Raw genomic sequence first — 18,267 nt, forward strand, 5'->3', positions numbered from 1 at the left:
GCGCTGGCTTGCCAGCCACCGCCCACAGGCTTAGCCCTTCGCCTCGCGGATGATCTGGCGAATCGCGCCCACGAAGGCGTCGGCCGGCTGGCCACCGCTGACCGCATACTGATCGTTGAACACGATGGTCGGCACCGAGGTCACGCCCCGGGATATCCACAACTGCTCTTGCTCGCGGACATCGGCGGCGTATTCGTCGGAGGCGAGAATCTCGGCCGCCCGCTTGATATCCAGCCCGACGCTTTGAGCAATGATTGCCAGCGTGGCGTGATCGGAAGGGTCCTGCTGGTCGGTGAAATATGCCTTGAACAGCGCTTCCTTGAGGTTGTACTGCAAGCCTTCCAGCCCGGCCCAGTGCAACAGGCGGTGCGCATCGAACGTGTTGTAGATGCGGCTCTGGCCATCGGTACGAAAGGCAAAGCCCAACGCTGCGCCCAAGTCGCGGATGCGCGCACGGTTGGCCTGGGATTCTTCGGCAGTGGAGCCGTACTTTTCAGTGATGTGCTCGACGATGTTCTGACCGATGGCCGGCATGTTCGGGTTCAGTTCGAACGGCTGGAAATGAATCTCGGCCTGCACCTCGGCGCCAAGCTGGTCGAGGGCTTCGGTCAGGCCACGCAGGCCGATGATGCACCAGGGGCAGGACACGTCGCTGACGAAATCGATTTTCAGGGGAGTACTCATGGTAGGCAACCTCGCTGGCAATGCGCCGCAAAAGTTGCACGATACACCAATGTCACAACACCTTCGAAGGCTCGCCCAGGTCAATCTGCGCCCAATGGGCGGCATCTTCGCGATGGGCTTGCAGGTACGGCAGCACTGCCGCCAGCAGCGGCGCCTTGAAGGCTTCCTGGAACCGATGGGCCAGGCCTGGAATCAGTTTCAGCTGGCTGCCCTGGATATGCGCCGCCAAATGCACGCCGTGCATCACCGGCAATAACGGGTCGGCCGTGCCGTGGACCACCAGGGTGGGCACGCGCAACTGGTTGAGCAACGGTACCCGGCTTGGCTCGGCGAGGATCGCCATGATCTGGCGCTTCACGCCGTCGGGGTTGAAAGCGCGGTCGTAGGACAGCGCCGCCTGCTGCAGCAGCACCTGGCGATCATCTTTCACCGACGGGCTGCCCAGGGCTGCCAACAAATCCGCCTGCTGCTCCAGCGCGACTTCACGGTTCGGTGCGCTGCGCCGCGACAACAATTGCACCAACGCCGCACTCGGCGCCGGCAACCCTTCGGCGCCGGAGCTGGTCATGATCAGCGTGAGGCTTTCGACCCGCTGCGGCGCCATGGCCGCCAGGTGCTGGGCGATCATGCCGCCCATGCTCGCGCCCAGCACATGGAATTGGCGGATCTGCAACGCGTCCATCAGGCCCAGGGCGTCGTCGGCCATGTCAGTCAGCGTGTAGGGCGCCGCCACCGGCAGGCCGAGCTTGTAGCGCAGCACTTCGAAGGTCAGGTTGGCGCTGGCAGGTGCCTGTCGCCAGGTGGACAGGCCGACATCCCGGTTGTCGTAGCGGATCACCCGAAAGCCCTGTTCGCACAACGCCACCACCACTTCATCTGGCCAGTGGATCAACTGCCCGCCCAGGCCCATGACCAGCAGCAACGCGGGATCGGACGCCCGCCCGATGCTCTGGTAGGCGATGCTGACCGTTTCCAGGTCGACCGTTTGGGTCGGGACATTGACATCACATCGAGACGCCGCAAAAGACGGCAGGCCGAACATAAAAGCGGCCAATAAAAGCAACACGCGCATGGAAAACACCGAAACACAGAACCCCAGTAGAGCGCGAGTCTGATGAAGTTTGTTCGAGCGCGCTGCCACAGTTGCGTGACAGTTTGATGAAGAGTGCCCAGTGGTCATGGTCGACACGGCCTGCAACATGAGACAAACTCACGCCATTCCAATTCTTCACAAATTGTCTTCATGGAGAGCCCGTGCTCGAAATCCGCCACCTCAAGACCCTGCACGCCCTGCGCGAAGCCGACAGCCTGGTAGAAGCCGCCGAGCGCCTGCACCTGACGCAGTCGGCGCTGTCCCACCAGTTCAAGGAGTTGGAGGAACGCCTGGGCATGCCGTTGTTCGTGCGCAAGACCAAGCCGCTGCGCTTCACCAGCGCCGGCCTGCGTCTGCTGCAACTGGCCGATGCGACCCTGCCGCTGCTGCGCGGCGCCGAACGTGACATCGCACGATTGGCCGGCGGTACCGCCGGGCGTTTGCACATGGCCATCGAGTGCCACAGCTGCTTCCAATGGCTGATGCCGACCATCGACCAGTTCCGCGATGCCTGGCCGGAAGTCGAGCTGGACCTGGCCTCGGGCTTCGCCTTTGCGCCGCTGCCAGCCCTGGCCCGTGGCGACCTGGACCTGGTGGTGACGTCCGATCCACTGGAATTGCCGGGCATCACCTACGTGCCGTTGTTCACCTACGAAGCCATGCTCGCGGTGGCCAATCAACACCCACTGGCGCACAAGTCCTACATCGTGCCCGAAGACCTGCTGACCGAAACCCTGATCACCTACCCGGTGGAGCGCGACCGCCTGGACATCTTCACGCGCTTCCTCGAGCCGGCCGATGTGGAACCGGCCCAGGTGCGCACCTCGGAGCTGACGGTGATGATGATGCAACTGGTCGCCAGCGGCCGCGGCGTGTGCGGCATGCCCCATTGGGCGCTGCATGAATACAGCTCACGGGGTTACGTGAAGGCCAAGCGCCTGGGCGAGAAAGGCCTGTTTGCCACGCTGTATGCGGGCATCCGCGCGGACATGCTGGACGCGCCGTATATGCGCGACTTCCTGCTGACGGCCAAGGACACCTCGTTTTCCACCCTGGATGGCGTCAGCGCGGTGCGCTGACGCGCGAGGAGCGATCAGGCCGGGGTGGTCAGCGACGCGCGATAGAACGGCAGGATCAGATCACGGGTCAACGGCGCCAACAGCAAGCCGCCATCGCCGGCGGGGTCGATCCAGCGCACCTCTTCAATCTCGGCGGCGGGGGTGACCGGGACGTCGATCTGCACCTGGAACAGCTCGGCTTCCACGGTGAAACCCGGTTCGTTGACGGCAGGAGCCGAAAACTGGCCGAGGTAGGTCGCAGCGCCGGGCTCGATACGCAGGTTCAGCTCCTCAAACAGCTCACGCGCCAGCGCTTCGGCAGGTTGCTCGCCGGCGTCGATCTTGCCGCCAGGTTGCATGAACGCCTGGGTGCCGCGCTTGCGCACCAGCAGGGTCTGGCCGTCACTGCCGATCAAAAGGGCGGCGGCGATGCGGATGGTCGAGGTCATGGATAAGACGTCCTTGAAGGCAAAGGGCGCAAGGATCACATGATCGGCGCGAACGCCGCAATCAATCCGAAAGCTGGCTTGCCTGCGCCTATCCGTTCAAGGGTGTTGAGCCGCGATCTCGGTGTGCTCCTTGATAAACACGCTGTAGCGCGCACCTTCCATGGTTTCGAATGCGATCAATTTGTCCACCAGCGGCAGGTTCAGCACCTTGCCGGCATTGAGCAGCAGCATGCCGTTGTCGGCATTCAGATTGCGCGCCAGCACCATGCCCTCCTCCAGCTCGCGGGTGCCGAGCACTTTGACGTTGGGGTCGCCCAAGGTCACGTCATTCAAGTAGGTCGCGCAGACCTGCACAAAGTCTTCGACCAACAGCGGGTCATACAGCCGCCCGGCGTACTTGCGGATATACAGCAGCGCTTCATCGCTGTTCATCTGCCGCTCGAGGATCAGGCCCTTTTGCAGCTCGATAAAATCCACCGCCAACTTCAACAGCCGCGACCCGGCGGGAATCGCTTCGCCCTTGAGGTGATCGGGGAAGCCACTGCCGTCCCAGCGCTCCTGATGATGGCGGATCAGGCGCGCGGCATCTTTCATCGGCTCCAGGGTCATCAGCAGTGATTCGCTCTGGGCCGGGTAGGCGCGATACCGTTCGCGGTCGCTGCTGTGCAGCAAGTCCGAGGGCGAGGCCATCATGCTGTCGCTCCAGCTCAACTTGCCGATGTTGTAGAGCGCGGCGGCCATGGTCAGGTCGCGATTGCTGGCGCAGTCCTCGCCATGGGCCACGCACCAGGTGCGTACCAGTTCGATGATCTGCCGGTTGGTCTGCTTCGCGCGCGGCAGGCGCAGGTTGGCCAGCAGCGAGAACACCTCGGCGCCGGTGGCATAGCTGTGCTTAAGTTCTTCGTAGGCCAGGTCAAGCATGTCGGCGGTTTGCTGCAGCTCGCTGGTGCGCGAGGCCACGCGTTTTTCCAGGGTCGTGTTGAGCTGCTTGAGTGCGTCGTTCTGCTGCTGGATCAGTTGCTCCAGCCGCGCACGTTCACGCTCCGAATGCTGATGCGCCAGGGATTGGCGCAGCGCCAGCAACAACTCTTCATCCTTCCAGGGTTTGCTCAGGTAACGGTAGATCTCGCCTTCGTTGATGGCCTTGATGATCAGGGTCAGGTCGGTCTCGCTGGTCAGCAGGATGCGCACGGTGTGGGGATAGTGCTGGTGGATATGCGCCAGCAATGACGCGCCGTCCATGTCGGGCAGGCGCGCAGCGCTCATCACCAGGTCGACGGGTTGGCTGGCGAGAATGGCCAGGGCATCGGCCGCGCAAGTGGCGCTGTGCATTTCGAAGGGCTCCAGCCGCAGCAGGTGCGTCAGGCTGTGCAGCACCTGCGGATGGGCATCGATCAGCAGCACTACGGCGCGTTCGGTATCGGTGAAAGCCACTGACTCTCCCATGGCACACCTCGGATCGTCGGTTGGGTTTCCTTGTTGTTGTGGTTCACGGCCTCCTTGGCGATTACTGAGGAGTTTAGTTGGTTTTTTGAAAGCTGATGGCCCTTCGATATCACGCATTTCCATCAGGCATTAAAAACCCGGTTTTTTCACCGGGTTCGGATAAAGGCAGATCCAGCACTACGCACAATGCGCAACCTTCTCGACCTCTTTGGCTATCTGGTCGCCCTTGGCGATTTCCGCTGTGCGCAGATCATAGGCCGTCTGCAGGTTCAGCCAGAACTGCGCGGACGTTTCCAACGCAGCTGCCAGGCGTAATGCTACATCCGCACTGATGCTGCGACGCATCAACACAATGTCATTCACCGTCGGCGCAGAAACGTGCAGCGCCCTTGCAAGGGCGGCGGCCGTCAGGCCCAGCGGCTCCAAGTACTCCTCCTTGAGAATTTCTCCAGGGTGCACAGGTCGCATGCCGTTCTTAAACATGATTCACCTCAGTGGTAATCCACAATTTCAACGTTTTCCGGACCGTTAGGGCCCCAAACGAAACAGACCCGGAATTGACCATTGATTCGGATACTGTGTTGCCCCTCTCGGTCGCCATACAAGGGTTCGAGCCTGTTCCCAGGTGGGGAGCGCAAGTCAGCGAGTTCTACCGCTGCATCGAGCATGCTCAGCTTTCGCTCCACCACCGACAGGATGGCGGACCAGCGCCTGGATCGACCGGTCTCAAAAACGGTTCTGGTATCAGCGCATTTAAAGCTTCTTATCATTGGTTAACGCTTAACGTTATTCGTTAAACCCCAACTCTACATTGGTTTTCGAGATATTCAACGCAAGGCTGGAAAAGCACTGGAATACGGCGACGAGTGGTCAGTAGCGCAAAAAAAAGCCGCTCCATTCTCTGGAGCGGCCTTCGAGGTGAAACGCGGAGCCCTCACGCCTCGGTTTTTTTCGGGCTGGAGCCAAACGAAGCGAAACGCTTGTTGAACCCGGCAATACGACCTTCGGCCTGGGTCTTGCGCTGTTGGCCGGTGTAGATCGGGTGCGAGGCGCTGGACACGTCCAGCGGGATGTAAGGGTAGGTGTTGCCGTCGCTGTGTTTATGCGTGCGGTCGCTGTCGGCGGTGGAGCCGATCAGGAAGAACACATCGGCGGCAGTGTCATGGAACAACACGGTACGGTAGTCAGGATGGATACCAGCTTTCATAAGGCCTCCGGGGCGTCTGGGTGCATTTGATTTGTTATACAGTAACACAAATCATGCACCCAAACGAGAACCGATTGCAATAAGAATAGGCCGTACGCTTCTATGCGGCCTCCTGGAAGTCCATTTCCGGCGGCTGTCGGGAGAAGCCGCGCGTGAGGAAACCCAGGTAAACCAGGCCGATCGCCAACCACACCAGGCCCAGGCCGATCGCCAACCACACCAGGCCCAGGTAGATCGCCAGGTGGTCGAGGCTGATCATCAGCCACAGGTCCGCCAGCAAGCCAATGGTCGGGAACACCAGGAACAGGATCAACTCACGGACGCCACGCTGCTGGGCGCCGATCCAGTAGTGAAAGATCACCGACAGGTTCACCAGGCTGAACGCCAGGAACGCGCCAAAGTTGATGAACGACGTGGAGGTGGTTACGTCCAGCTTCAACGCCAGCAGCGCCACCGCTGCACACAGCAGGATACTGTTGACCGGCGTGCCGAACCGCGCATGCAAAGTGCCAAAGAACGACTTGGGCAACACGCCATCGCGGCCCATCGCAAACAGCAGGCGCGAACCACTGGCCTGGGCCGACAGCCCCGAGGCGAACTGGCCGACGATCAGGCCGATCAGGAAGATCGACACGAACAGGTCGCCGCCGATGTTGCGCGCGATTTCATACGCCGCCGAATCGACATTGGCGAATTCGAAGGACGGATGGGCGATCTGCACGAAATAGGACACCGCCACGAAAATCAGCCCGCCGATCAACGTGATCAACATGATCGCCCGCGGGATGGTGCGGCGAGGGTCGCGGGTTTCTTCGGTGAGGGTGCTGACCGCGTCAAAGCCCAGGAACGAATAGCAGGCGATGGCAGCGCCGCTCATGATCAGCGGCATCTGCATCTGGCCGTTGAAGAACGGGGCGACGGTCCACAAGGGCTTACTCGCATCACCGCCGATGTAGTGGATGCACAGCGCGACAAACGCGATCAGCACCAGAAACTGCACCAGCATCAGCAAGGCGTTGATGCCATTCGCCAGCTTGAGGCCAATGATGTTGATGACGCTGGTGATGCCGATAAACGCCAACACCCAGACCCATTGCGGCACCGCAGGGAACGCCGAGTTGAGGTACGCCGCGCCGATCAGCCAGATGGCCATGGGCAGGAACAGGTAATCGAGCAACACCGCCCAGCCGGCGATAAAACCCAGCTTGGGGCTGATCGCCTTGCGCACGTAGCTGTAGGCGGAACCGGCCACCGGGAACGCCGAGGCCATGCGCCCGTAGCTCATGGCGGTAAAGAACATTGCCACCAGCGCTGCCAGGTAGGCGGCAGGGACCATGCCGGCGGTGGATTGCGCGAGGATGCCGAAGGTGCCGAGCACAATGATCGGCGTCATATAGGCGATGCCAAACAGCACCACCGACCCTAACGACAGGGTGCGTTGCAAACGAGCCATGAGCGATTCTCCGCTGATTTATTAGATTTATGGCAGAACTGAAGTCGGTGAAGCGGACGTCTTTTTTCTTATGGTCAAACCGATTTACAAGGCCAAGCCGATTGATAGGCCCAGCCGTTTTATTGTGGCGAGCGGGCTTGCCCCGCGTTGGGCTGCGCAGCAGCCCCCATTGCACTCAGCGCATTTCTCCAGGCAACCCGCGGTGGCAGGTTTTGGGGACGCTTCGCGTCCCGACGCGGGGCAAGCCCGCTCGCCACAGGAGCTCCATCAGTTTCCAGGGATCAGCAGCTCGCGCGTGCCGTCAGGGTGCTCAATCACCTCACCGGGCAATTTCAAGCGCTGGTCATCCAGGTAGCGGTAGTCCTTGCGCGCCGCCACCAACTGGTCGAGGTCCAGCTCGACGGTAAATTGCCCGGCCTCGCGCCCGGCTTCGAACAGCAAGGTGCCGAACGGGTCCACCAGGGCGCTGCCGCCGGCGAACAGCAGGCCGCCATCACCCTCTTCCACGCGGTTGACCATCAGCGCAAACGCCTGGTTCTCCTGGGCCCGGGCCATGATCGCGGTGCGATGCGTGGGGCCATACGGGTCCATGTTGCCGTTGGTGACGATCAGCAATTCAGCACCCAGCTGCGCATTCGCGCGGGCGCTTTCCGGAAACTCGATGTCGTAGCAGATCAGCAGGCCCACGCGCACGCCGTTCCACACGCAGGTGGCGTAGCGATCGCCCGGGGTGAACACACCCCGGTCCGAGGCCCACAGGTGGGTCTTGCGATAACGCAGCGCGATGCCTTCGGGGGTGATCAGCAAAGTGGTGTTATAGAATTGGCCGCCGTCGCTCTCGGCCATGCCGATCACCACCGCGATATCGCGCGCCTGGGCAGCCTGGATAATCGCCTGCACAGTAGGGCCATCCACCGGCTCGGCGATGGCGGCGACAGTCTCGGCTGTCGGGAAGCCCATGAGGTGGGTTTCCGGGAATACGATCAGCTGCGTGTCGCTTGCACTTGCAGCAATCGCCGCCAACGCGCGCTCAAGGTTGTAAGCTGTGCCGTTATCGCGGCCTGCCAACTGGGCAAATTCGACCTTCATGGGACATCCTGTGGTTTTATCTGTGGCGCAGTATGCGCAGCCGCACACGCCGGGGAAATCACGCCGCCGGGGTAACCCTATGGGGGTAGACGCATGACCGTTTCGCTGCAAGACATCGCCTGGCACCGTTCAGTCGGGCAAATGATAGACGCCCTCGACCAGGCCAACTTCTGGACCCAACTGGTGCGCCTGCTCGACCAGTACGTGCCGTTCGACAGTTGGGTGGTGTTGCTGTTCAGCAGCGAGCACCGCCCGCTGGTGTTCGCCGAATGCCCGGGCGCCGACGGCACCCCGGACCATTTGTTCCAGGATTATCTCAACGGCCTCTACCTGCTCGACCCTTTCTATATCGCCAGCCGCGAGCACTCGCACACCGGCCTGTTACGCCTGGCTGAAGTGGCGCCCGAGCATTTCGAACTCACCGAGTACTACCAGCGTTACTTCCGCCTCAATGTGGTGGCCGATGAAATTCAGTTCAATTGCCACCTGCCGGACGGGCGCACCCTGTGCCTCTCCCTGGGCTCAAAGCAGCGTTTCGACCCGCAGCAGATTGCCCTGCTATCGCTGATCCAGCCCTGGGTGCTGAGCCTGCTGCGCCAGCGCCTGCCCTTTGAACTCAACCAGGTCAGCACCCCACAGCCGCCGATCCAGAATGACGACTGGGGCGCCCAACTCACCGCCCGCGAGCTGGACGTGGGCCGCCTGATGCTCAGCGGCTGCTCCAGCAAGGAGATCGCGCGCAAGCTGGAAATCTCGGTGGAAACCGTGAAAGTCCATAAGAAGCACATGTACAGCAAGCTGGGGATCAAATCCCAGTCGGAACTGTTCTCTATTTTCCTGCAAGCGCAGCGGAACTAGCCGCGACGCTCCTCGCTGAGTGGGACAGCGCCAGCGTCGACTTGACCGAGTCGGGCGTGGATTCGTTATGGGCCACCGCTTGCGTGCAGCCATCGGCAACCGCCATCCAATCGCCCCTCGCAGCCTCCAGAGCCGCCGTGACCAGGCCCGTCTGCGCCTGGGTCAGGCGTGTCAGGAGACCCACCGCATATTCAAGGTCGGCTCACTTTGGGAGAGGTTGGAGAACGTGTGTTTAAGTGGCTCTGGTCAACCGATGGGTTCCGCGCGCCAAGCCCTCTGAAATGGGCCTCTGCGCGCTCAAACCTTGTCCGCGGTTTCGCAACAGGCGCAGAATGGGTGATCGACCTTCAGAGTTGAACCAAGGAAAAACCGTATGAGCCTGTCCTTGTTAAGCCGTTACGCGTTCTTTGCTGCCTGTGTCATTTTCACCCTCGCCAGCCTTCCTTTTATCGAACATGAATGGCTGTGGCCCATCACTCTGGTCACCGGTGTACTGAGCCTGATCGGTCTGTTCGACCTGCTGCAAAGCCCCCACGCGGTGCGCCGCAACTACCCGATCCTGGGCAATATCCGTTACCTGGTGGAAGCCATCCGCCCGGAAATCCGTCAGTACCTGCTCGAGTCCGACAGCGACGCCCTGCCCTTTTCGCGGGCCCAACGCTCGCTGGTGTATTCGCGCGCCAAGAACGAAACCGCCGACAAACCCTTCGGCACGCTGATCGACGTGTACCAGTCGGGCTTCGAATTCATCGGCCACTCCATGCGCCCCGCGCCGCTGAGCGACCCCAGCGCATTTCGCGTGATGGTGGGCGGCCCGCAGTGCACGCAGCCGTACTCGGCCTCGGTGTTCAATATCTCGGCGATGAGCTTTGGCTCGTTGAGCGCCAACGCCATCCGCGCGCTGAACCAGGGCGCCAAGCTCGGCAACTTTGCCCACGACACCGGCGAAGGCAGCATCAGCCCTTATCACCGCGAAAACGGCGGCGACCTGACCTGGGAATTGGGCAGCGGCTACTTCGGCTGCCGCACCAGCGACGGGCGCTTCGACCCCGAGCGCTTCGCCGTGCAGGCACAGAACCCGCAAGTGCGCATGATCGAAATCAAGATGAGCCAGGGTGCCAAGCCGGGCCACGGCGGGATTCTGCCCAAGCACAAAGTCACCCAGGAAATCGCCGATACCCGCGGCATCCTGATGGGCGAAGACTGCATCTCGCCGTCGCGCCACAGTGCCTTCTCCACCCCGGTCGAAATGATGCAGTTCATCGCGCAGTTGCGTGAACTGTCCGGCGGCAAACCGGTGGGCTTCAAATTCTGCCTGGGTCACCCGTGGGAGTTCATGGGCATCGCCAAGGCCATGCTCGAAACCGGCATCCTCCCGGACTTTATCGTGGTCGACGGCAAGGAAGGCGGCACCGGTGCCGCGCCGGTAGAGTTTACCGACCATATCGGCGTGCCGCTGCGTGAAGGCCTGCTGTTCGTGCACAACACCCTGGTGGGCCTGAACCTGCGCGACAAGATCAAGCTCGGCGCCAGCGGCAAGATCGTCAGCGCCTTCGATATCGCCAGCGTCCTGGCCATCGGTGCCGACTGGGCCAACTCGGCACGTGGCTTCATGTTTGCCATTGGTTGCATCCAGTCGCAAAGCTGCCACACCAACAAATGCCCGACCGGCGTCGCGACCCAGGACCCGCTGCGCCAGCGCGCCCTGGTGGTACCGGACAAGGCCCAGCGCGTGTTCAACTTCCATCGCAACACGCTGAAAGCCTTGGCTGAAATGCTTGCGGCAGCCGGCCTGGATCATCCGTCGCAACTGTCGGCCAAACACCTGGTGCGGCGTATGTCGGCCACCGAAATCAAGCTGTTCTCGCAGCTGCATGTGTTCCTGAAACCTGGCGAATTGCTCACCGGCGAAGTGAACGGCGAGTTTTATTCGCGCATGTGGCAGATGGCGCGGGCGGACAGTTTCGAGCCCAACGAAGTGGCCGCCGCCTGACCGAGAGACACACCCCCACCCCGCTGAACCGGACCACCGAACGGCATCGTTGAAACAAGGAGATTCACATGCCGTTATTGGACTTTTCCGCCATCGCCGCACAGCTGCCCGATACCTGGAAATCCACGCGCCTGGGCCAGGTCGGCCCGGCGCGGATCAAGGTGTTGCGCATGGATGAGCGCGCGTACGAGGAAGAGACCCACGACTACAACGAAGGGCTGCTGGTGGTGAGCGGCCAGTTACGCCTGCGCATCGACGCAGAAGAAATCCGTGTGCAAGCCGGCCAGATGTACCTCGTGCACGCCGGCACCCCTCACGCTGTACTCGCCGGTAGCCAGGGCACGCTGGTGATCATTGATGTCTAGAGACATTCAGTAATACCCAACCTTTGCAATTGCGTATAAATACCGCCAACCTGCGCCCGCCCGACGTGCGGCGTACGACGATGTGCGCGTTCGCCTGTCATTACTAAACCTATTGTTCAAGAGCCCGCTGCCATGCTGAACGGACGCGACCCACGCATCGATTTTTTTCGGGGCCTGGCGTTGATCTTCATTTTCTGGGATCACGTCCCCCACAACCCCCTCGGCCAGATCACCCTGCGCAACGTCGGTTTCAGCGATGCCGCGGAAGTGTTCGTGTTCCTCGCCGGCTACGCCGCGGTGCTCGCCTACGGCAAGATCCTGCAACGCGACGGCTACTGGATGGCCTCGCTGAAAATCCTGCGCCGCACCTGGGTGTTGTATGTGGTGCATATCTTTTTGCTGGCGATGCTCATGGGCATCGTGTTCTTCGCCAACAGCCACGTGGAAACCCGTGACCTGGTCGAGGAGATGGGCCTGACGCACTTCATCACGCACCCGCAGCAGGCCCTTACCGATGAACTGCTGCTGCGTTTCAAACCCAACCTGATGGACCCGCTGCCGCTGTACATCGTGCTGCTCGCCGGGCTGCCGCTGGTGCTGCCGTTGCTGTTGCGCAAGACCTGGCTGGTGGTGGGCGCGTCGGCGACGGTGTACCTGCTGGCGCCATGGATGGGCTGGAACCTGCGGGCGATTGCCGACGGCGTGTGGTACTTCAACCCGGTGACCTGGCAGTTTCTGTTTATCCTGGGTGGCGCGGCCGCGCTTCATGCCGGACGGGCGCGTGCGCCTGAACACCGTCCGCTGCTGCGCCAACCGCTGTTCGTCACGGCAGCGCTCTACACCGTGGCTGCCGCGGTGCTGACGCTATCCTGGCGCTGGCCCGAGGTGCACGACGCGCTGATGCCCGCGTGGCTCAGCGATGTGATCTACCCCATCAGCAAGACCGACCTGTCGCCGCTGCGCCTGCTGCACTTCCTGGCCCTGGCCTACGTCACCGCCAAGTTGCTGCCCGGTCGCGGCTGGACGCAGAACTGGTGGGCGCAGCAAAGTTGCCGCATGGGCCGCTATTCCCTGGAAGTCTTCTGCCTCGGCGTGTTGCTGGCGCCACTGGCGGACATGCTCAACGCTATGGCTGACGATGCCTGGAGCATGCAGATTTTCAGTGCGCTGCTGGGGCTGGCACTGATGGCGGGGCTGGCGGCATGGCTGGAGTTCAACAAGCGTTTGAACCTGGTCCAGGGCACTGCACTGCCAAGCACGTCAGTTGGCTGAGGGCACGTAGCTGACCTTGCCGCACACTTGAACCCTAGCTGGCCTGCCTGTGGTGACCACCGGCAGGCCAGGTTCAAGGGGTCACGCCGAACGCTGTGAGCCCACGCCGACCTGGGTCGGCTGCAGCTTGAACACGTAGAACAGCACCGTCAGCAGCACCAGGAACACCGGCCCTACATACAGCGCCACGCGGGTGTCCGGGAAGTACGCCATCAGGCCTACCACCAGCACCAGGAACGCCAGCGCGAGATAGGAACTGACCGGGTACAGCCACATGCGGTACTTGAGGGCTTTCTGTTCGGCCGGGCTCAGGCTCTTGCGGAACTTGAGCTGGGCCAGCAGGATCATCAGCCAGGTCCAGATCGCCCCGAAGGTGGCAATCGACGTCACCCAGACGAAGACTTTTTCCGGCACCAGGTAGTTGAGCAACACGCCGAGCAACAACGCAAAGATCGACAACAGCAGCGCCTTGCGCGGCACGCCGTTGCTCGAGGTCTTGGCGAACGTGGCCGGGGCCTGACCGTTCTGCGCCAGGCTGTAGAGCATGCGCCCGGTGCTGAAGATACCGCCGTTGCACGACGACAACGCCGCGGTGATCACCACGAAGTTGATGATGCCGGCGGCGGTCTTGATACCCAGCCGCTCGAAGGTCATCACGAACGGGCTGCCCTGGGTGCCGATTTCATTCCACGGGTAGATCGACAGGATCACGAACAACGCGCCCACGTAGAACAGCAGAATGCGCCAGAACACCGAGCCGATGGCGCTGGGGATGGTCTTCTGCGGGTTCTTTGCTTCACCGGCGGTGAGGCCGATCATCTCTACGCCCAGGTAGGCGAACATCACCATTTGCAGCGACATCAGCACGCCCTGGATGCCATTGGGCATGAAGCCGCCGTGGGCCCACAGGTTGGAAATCCCCAGTGCCACGCCGTCGTTGCCAAAACCGAACGCGATGATGCCGACGCCACCGATCACCATCGCAATGATGGTGACGATCTTGATCAGCGCGAACCAGAATTCGAACTCACCGAAGGCTTTCACCGCGATCAGGTTGATGGTGCCCATGCTGATCAGGGCCGCCAGGGCCCAGATCCAGCGTGGCGTATCGGGGAACCACACGCCCATGTACACCGCCACGGCAGTGATCTCGGCCACACAGGTCACCAGCCACAGGAACCAGTAGTTCCAGCCGGTCAGGAAGCCCGCCAACGGCCCGAGGTAATCCTGGGCATAGCGGCTGAAGGAGCCGGCCACCGGGTTGTGCACGGCCATTTCGCCGAGTGCGCGCATGATCACCAGGATGGCCAGGCCACCGATGATGTAGGACAGCATGATGGCCGGTCCGGCCATTTCGATGGCCTTGGCCGAGCCTAGGAACAGGCCGACACCGATACAGGCGCCGAGGGCCATCAGGCGGATATGCCGCTCGCCCAGTTCGCGTTTGAGCGGGCCGCCCGAAGCGGTCTCGCCATGGGGCAGGTGGTTGCCGACTGGCATAGGGATACAACCTCGTCTTGTTATTGGATATGAGCCTCTGAGTCCGGTACGTCACGACGGGTCTGCCATGGCGTACCGTTTCCGCTTGGCCTTTTGGGTCAATCGGTCTGGCCGGGCCAGATCAGGGGGGGTGCAGTATAAAAAGCTCAACCCAGTGATTTTCACTCTATAAACGGCAATATTCAGAGGTAATTCCCGTATAAATCCTATTGCGCGGTTGGAGTATCGCACAGCAATGGTGCGCCATTTCAAGCCCGGCCTATCCACCGGGCGTCCACAGCGGTGCGTCGAAGAGCAATTTGCGCGGGTACAAGACACTGGGTGTGAATCCTCGACATAACGCGTCGGCTCGGCGCCGGGCACACCAGCACCCCATCGGCGAACGGGCTGTAATGCGATGGAAGTGGGTCCGATAAGCCCCAACGGTAGGGAAGTGCCGCGACAGTCGGTGGTAACCGGATACCCCACCCAGACAAATTCTTCGACGGCGCCAATCAGCGTCTAAGCTTCATTCAAGTCCGATCAATCTGCCGGGATGGGATCAATCGACTATGGGCGCTTTATGGCAAACCGATTCAACCCAGGCTGCGGTTCCCACCGACAGCGCGGATGAACAACCATTGCCACGACGCCCACGCAGACCCGCGTACCGCTGGCGCCTGGTGTGGCTGCTGCTGGTGATCGGCCTGATCGCCGCAGGGTTTGCCGCCCAGCGCGAGATGCGCACCGCGCACTGGCAGGCGCGCGAACTCAGCCGGCTGGCGGGCACTCTCGGCTACACGCTGCAAGCCGGTGCGAGCGATGCCATCGTGTATCCCGGTGATGGCCCCTTCGACAAGCGCCTGGGCTACAGCGACCTCGATCAATTCCTGCCGCGCCTGCTCAAGCGCAATTACCAGGTGCAGAGCCAGGTGCGCTTTTCCGCGCCACTCATGACGTATGTCGGGCGCGGCCTGTTCGTGCCCTATGCGGAAAAGATCCAGGCGGGCCTGTCGATCAATGACTGCCGGGCCGAGCCGCTGTACCAGTTCACCTACCCGCAGCAGGCGTACCAGCAGTTCAGCGCCATTCCGCCAGTAGTGGTCAACAGCCTGCTGTTCATCGAGAACCGCGACCTGCTCGACCCGGCCCAACCCCAGGCCAACCCGGCGGTGGACTGGCCGCGCTTCGCCAAGGCGGCATGGTCACAAGTGGCCAGGCTGCTGCACTTGCCCGGGCAGAGCGCCGGCGGCAGTACCCTGGCCACGCAACTGGAAAAATACCGCCACTCCCCCGACGGCCTGACCCTGTCCGGCGGCGAGAAACTGCGCCAGATGTTTTCCGCCAGCGTGCGCGCCTATCAGGCCGGCCCGCAAACCTTGCAGGCCCGGCAGAATATTGTGCGCGATTACCTCAACAGCGTGCCGCTGTCCGCCGTGCCCGGTCATGGTGAAGTGCACGGCATGGCCGAAGGTTTGCGGGTGTGGTACGGCGCCGACTTTGACAAAACCAACGCCCTGCTCGCCGAACCCGGCACGCAACACCTCGCGCAAAAAGGCCTGGCACTGCGCGAAGTGTTGTCGTTGATGATTGCCCAGCGCCGGCCTTCGCATTACTTGTCCAAGGGCCGCGACGAATTGACGAGCCTGACCGACAGCCATATCCGCCTGCTGGAGCAGAACGGCGTGGTCGAGCCGGCCCTGGCCAAGGCCGCGCTGGCGAGCAACATCACCTACCGCGACTGGCTGCAGCAACCGACGTTGCAACCGATTGAAACCAACAAAGGCATCAGCGTCGCGCGCAGTCGCCTGGCCGCCCTCCTCAACCGTCCGCTGTACGACCTCGACCGCCTCGACCTGTCCGCCACCAGCACCCTGCAAAATGACCTGCAGACCCAGGCCACCGCCTACCTCAAGCACCTGGCCGACCCCGCCTTCGCCGGCCAGCTCGGCCTGCTCGGCCCGCGCCTGCTGACGCCCGCCAGCACCGCCCAGGTGCGCTACAGCTTCACGTTGTATGAGATGACCGGCGACGGCGCCCGCGTGCGGGTGCAGACCGACAACACCGACCAGCCCTTCGATATCAACGAGAGCAGCAAGCTGGAACTCGGCTCCACCGCGAAGCTGCGCGTGCTCACCACCTACCTGCAAATCATCAGCGAGCTGCACGATCGTTATGCCGGCCAGACGCCTGCGGCCTTGAAGAAAGTCGACATCGACGAACAGGATCGCCTGTCGCGCTGGGCGGTGGACTACCTGGCGCAAAACAGCGACCAGAGTCTGCCGAAGATGCTCGATGCGGCACTTGACCGGCAGTATTCCGCCAGCCCCGGCGAGAGCTTTTTTACCGGTGGCGGGATGCATCACTTTCACAACTTTCGCAACGAAGACAACGGCCGCAGCCCGAGCCTGCGCGACGCCCTGCGTGAGTCGATCAATCTGCCGTTCATTCGCCTGATGCGCGACCTGGTGCGCTACAGCACCTATCACGGCGCCAACAACAGTGCCGAGCTGCTCAAGGACGACAGCGATCCACGCCGCCAGGAATACCTGGCCCAGTTCGCCGACCGCGAAGGCACCACCTTCCTGCTGCGCTTCTGGAAAAAGTACCGCAACAAGGACACCCAGGCCCGGCTCGACACCTTCCTGGACGGCATGCGCCCAACCGCCATGCGCCTGGCTGCCGTGCACCGTTACCTGCTGCCGCAGGCCAGCCAGGACAGTTTCAACCGTTTTGTCCGGGCGCACCTGAACACGCAAAAAGCCTCGGAAAAACTCACCGACGAACGCCTGGCCAAGCTCTATAAAGATTACGGCCCTGGCGCCTACGACCTGCCGGACCAAGGCTATATCGCCAAGGTCCACCCGCTGGACTTGTGGTTGCTCGGCTACCTGTTGAACCACCCCGACGCTACCTTCACCCAGGCCGTCGCCGCCAGCGAGCATGAGCGCCAGGAAGTCTACGGCTGGCTGTTCAAGAGCCGGCACAAAAGCGCGCGCGACAGCCGTATCCGCACCATGCTGGAGATCGAAGCGTTCCTGGATATTCATCAGCGCTGGCAGGCGGTCGGCTACCCGTTCGACCATCTGGTGCCGTCCCTGGCCACCGCCATCGGCAGCTCGGGCGACCGCCCGGCGGCGCTGGCGGAACTGGTCGGCACCATCCTCAACGACGGCATACGCGAGCCGACGCTGCGCATCGACAGCCTGCACTTTGCCGCCGACACGCCGTATGAAACCCGGTTGGTGAACAACCCCGACAAAGGCAAGCGGGTGATGCCCAGCGAAGTTGCCACCGCATTGCGTGGGGCGTTGTCGCAGGTGGTGGATGCAGGTACGGCGAAACGCGTGTCGGGCAGTTTCAAACTGGCCGACGGCACACCGCTGGCCATGGGCGGCAAGACCGGCACCGGCGACAACCGTATCGAAGCGATCGGCGCCGGTGGACGCATCCTCAGCTCCAAGGCGATCAACCGCACGGCGACCTTTGTGTTCTACATCGGCGACCGGCATTTCGGCACCCTCACCGCCTTCGTCCCCGGCAGCGGCGCGCAGAATTTCACCTTTACCTCGGCGTTGCCTGTCCAGGTGCTCAAGGGCATGGCACCGGTGCTGATGCCGTACCTGCAACCGGGCAGCCATACCTTGTGCACCCCCGCCACGATGGCGGTCACCGAAGGCGGTAGCCGGCTGTTTTCGAGGTGACATTTGTTGAACGGAAGGTGCGGTTATCCGGCCTGTCCGACCCAGTATTCAAACTTATTCCCGGCCCCTGGCCTCAATAGACTGAAGCGCTTTCATGGCTCTTTTCAGGATCTGTTG

16 protein-coding genes are annotated in these 18,267 nt (G+C 62.1%); 6 read left to right on the forward strand and 10 right to left on the reverse strand.

From position 1 onward, the window contains the following. Nucleotides 1-30: 30 nt before the first annotated feature. On the reverse strand, nt 31-684 hold the full coding sequence (locus tag NTD80_RS06875; RefSeq protein WP_262132819.1) for a DsbA family oxidoreductase: 654 nt from the start codon (nt 682-684) through the stop codon (nt 31-33). A 52-nt stretch (nt 685-736) separates the two neighbouring features. After that, complete coding sequence (locus NTD80_RS06880) at nt 737-1,756, reverse strand: alpha/beta fold hydrolase (RefSeq protein WP_262132820.1); 1,020 nt, start codon at nt 1,754-1,756, stop codon at nt 737-739. A gap of 182 nt (nt 1,757-1,938) precedes the next feature. Here NTD80_RS06880 and metR point away from each other — a divergent pair, with 182 nt between their 5' ends. Beyond that, on the forward strand, nt 1,939-2,856 hold the full coding sequence (metR, locus tag NTD80_RS06885; protein ID WP_065906818.1) for a transcriptional regulator MetR: 918 nt from the start codon (nt 1,939-1,941) through the stop codon (nt 2,854-2,856). A 14-nt stretch (nt 2,857-2,870) separates the two neighbouring features. Here metR and NTD80_RS06890 read toward each other — a convergent pair whose 3' ends face one another. From NTD80_RS06890 to NTD80_RS06920, 7 genes are all read right to left on the reverse strand, one after another. Then, nucleotides 2,871-3,284 (reverse strand): NUDIX hydrolase, encoded by a 414-nt coding sequence (locus NTD80_RS06890; RefSeq protein WP_262132822.1) that lies wholly within the window; start codon nt 3,282-3,284, stop codon nt 2,871-2,873. A gap of 96 nt (nt 3,285-3,380) precedes the next feature. Beyond that, nucleotides 3,381-4,730: an HD domain-containing phosphohydrolase gene (locus NTD80_RS06895; protein ID WP_262132823.1), complete on the reverse strand. Its 1,350-nt coding sequence runs from the start codon at nt 4,728-4,730 to the stop codon at nt 3,381-3,383. A gap of 177 nt (nt 4,731-4,907) precedes the next feature. Further along, nucleotides 4,908-5,213, reverse strand: a complete 306-nt coding sequence (locus NTD80_RS06900) for a HigA family addiction module antitoxin (protein ID WP_120447728.1) — start codon at nt 5,211-5,213, stop codon at nt 4,908-4,910. An 8-nt stretch (nt 5,214-5,221) separates the two neighbouring features. Then, nucleotides 5,222-5,500: a type II toxin-antitoxin system RelE/ParE family toxin gene (locus NTD80_RS06905; RefSeq protein ID WP_120447727.1), complete on the reverse strand. Its 279-nt coding sequence runs from the start codon at nt 5,498-5,500 to the stop codon at nt 5,222-5,224. A gap of 164 nt (nt 5,501-5,664) precedes the next feature. Next, nucleotides 5,665-5,937, reverse strand: coding sequence for a type B 50S ribosomal protein L31 (locus NTD80_RS06910; protein WP_025858669.1), 273 nt, complete (start codon nt 5,935-5,937; stop codon nt 5,665-5,667). Nucleotides 5,938-6,037: 100 nt separating this feature from the next. Next, nucleotides 6,038-7,390 (reverse strand): APC family permease, encoded by a 1,353-nt coding sequence (locus NTD80_RS06915; RefSeq protein ID WP_262132826.1) that lies wholly within the window; start codon nt 7,388-7,390, stop codon nt 6,038-6,040. A 267-nt stretch (nt 7,391-7,657) separates the two neighbouring features. Next, nucleotides 7,658-8,479 carry a carbon-nitrogen hydrolase family protein gene (locus NTD80_RS06920; RefSeq protein ID WP_262132828.1) on the reverse strand — a complete coding sequence of 274 codons (822 nt, stop codon included), beginning with the start codon at nt 8,477-8,479 and terminating at the stop codon, nt 7,658-7,660. 93 nt (nt 8,480-8,572) lie between these two features. Here NTD80_RS06920 and NTD80_RS06925 point away from each other — a divergent pair, with 93 nt between their 5' ends. The 4 genes from NTD80_RS06925 to NTD80_RS06940 all read left to right on the forward strand — a co-directional run bounded on the left by NTD80_RS06925 (nt 8,573) and on the right by NTD80_RS06940 (nt 12,967). Then, a complete protein-coding gene (locus tag NTD80_RS06925) occupies nt 8,573-9,337 on the forward strand; it encodes a helix-turn-helix transcriptional regulator (protein WP_106805031.1) in 765 nt (254 codons plus the stop codon). Between the two features lie 373 nt (nt 9,338-9,710). Then, nucleotides 9,711-11,330, forward strand: a complete 1,620-nt coding sequence (locus NTD80_RS06930) for an FMN-binding glutamate synthase family protein (RefSeq protein ID WP_106805033.1) — start codon at nt 9,711-9,713, stop codon at nt 11,328-11,330. Nucleotides 11,331-11,398: 68 nt separating this feature from the next. Next, a complete protein-coding gene (locus NTD80_RS06935) occupies nt 11,399-11,695 on the forward strand; it encodes a cupin domain-containing protein (protein ID WP_262132829.1) in 297 nt (98 codons plus the stop codon). A 132-nt stretch (nt 11,696-11,827) separates the two neighbouring features. After that, on the forward strand, nt 11,828-12,967 hold the full coding sequence (locus NTD80_RS06940) for an OpgC family protein (RefSeq protein ID WP_262132830.1): 1,140 nt from the start codon (nt 11,828-11,830) through the stop codon (nt 12,965-12,967). An 81-nt stretch (nt 12,968-13,048) separates the two neighbouring features. Here the strand turns inward: NTD80_RS06940 and NTD80_RS06945 are convergent, their stop codons facing one another. Further along, complete coding sequence (locus NTD80_RS06945) at nt 13,049-14,467, reverse strand: amino acid permease (RefSeq protein WP_106805036.1); 1,419 nt, start codon at nt 14,465-14,467, stop codon at nt 13,049-13,051. Between the two features lie 551 nt (nt 14,468-15,018). Between NTD80_RS06945 and NTD80_RS06950 the strand changes: the two genes are divergently transcribed. Then, nucleotides 15,019-18,150 (forward strand): transglycosylase domain-containing protein, encoded by a 3,132-nt coding sequence (locus NTD80_RS06950; protein ID WP_262132831.1) that lies wholly within the window; start codon nt 15,019-15,021, stop codon nt 18,148-18,150. The last annotated feature ends 117 nt before the right edge of the window (nt 18,151-18,267 follow it).

It is taken from the genome of Pseudomonas sp. 13B_2.1_Bac1, from assembly GCF_025466155.1.
Classification (GTDB): Bacteria; Pseudomonadota; Gammaproteobacteria; order Pseudomonadales; family Pseudomonadaceae; genus Aquipseudomonas; species Aquipseudomonas aylmerensis.

Excerpts from the sequence above, each read along its gene's own strand:
- NTD80_RS06920 (WP_262132828.1), bottom strand. The coding sequence starts at position 8,479 with ATGAAGGTCGAATTTGCCCAGTTGGCAGGCCGCGATAACGGCACAGCT.
- NTD80_RS06930 (WP_106805033.1), top strand. The coding sequence starts at position 9,711 with ATGAGCCTGTCCTTGTTAAGCCGTTACGCGTTCTTTGCTGCCTGTGTC.
- NTD80_RS06890 (WP_262132822.1), bottom strand. The coding sequence starts at position 3,284 with ATGACCTCGACCATCCGCATCGCCGCCGCCCTTTTGATCGGCAGTGAC.
- NTD80_RS06910 (WP_025858669.1), bottom strand. The coding sequence starts at position 5,937 with ATGAAAGCTGGTATCCATCCTGACTACCGTACCGTGTTGTTCCATGAC.
- NTD80_RS06875 (WP_262132819.1), bottom strand. The coding sequence starts at position 684 with ATGAGTACTCCCCTGAAAATCGATTTCGTCAGCGACGTGTCCTGCCCC.
- NTD80_RS06895 (WP_262132823.1), bottom strand. The coding sequence starts at position 4,730 with ATGGGAGAGTCAGTGGCTTTCACCGATACCGAACGCGCCGTAGTGCTG.
- NTD80_RS06925 (WP_106805031.1), top strand. The coding sequence starts at position 8,573 with ATGACCGTTTCGCTGCAAGACATCGCCTGGCACCGTTCAGTCGGGCAA.
- NTD80_RS06905 (WP_120447727.1), bottom strand. The coding sequence starts at position 5,500 with ATGATAAGAAGCTTTAAATGCGCTGATACCAGAACCGTTTTTGAGACC.
- NTD80_RS06900 (WP_120447728.1), bottom strand. The coding sequence starts at position 5,213 with ATGTTTAAGAACGGCATGCGACCTGTGCACCCTGGAGAAATTCTCAAG.
- NTD80_RS06935 (WP_262132829.1), top strand. The coding sequence starts at position 11,399 with ATGCCGTTATTGGACTTTTCCGCCATCGCCGCACAGCTGCCCGATACC.
- NTD80_RS06950 (WP_262132831.1), top strand. The coding sequence starts at position 15,019 with ATGGGCGCTTTATGGCAAACCGATTCAACCCAGGCTGCGGTTCCCACC.
- NTD80_RS06880 (WP_262132820.1), bottom strand. The coding sequence starts at position 1,756 with ATGCGCGTGTTGCTTTTATTGGCCGCTTTTATGTTCGGCCTGCCGTCT.
- NTD80_RS06940 (WP_262132830.1), top strand. The coding sequence starts at position 11,828 with ATGCTGAACGGACGCGACCCACGCATCGATTTTTTTCGGGGCCTGGCG.
- NTD80_RS06915 (WP_262132826.1), bottom strand. The coding sequence starts at position 7,390 with ATGGCTCGTTTGCAACGCACCCTGTCGTTAGGGTCGGTGGTGCTGTTT.
- NTD80_RS06945 (WP_106805036.1), bottom strand. The coding sequence starts at position 14,467 with ATGCCAGTCGGCAACCACCTGCCCCATGGCGAGACCGCTTCGGGCGGC.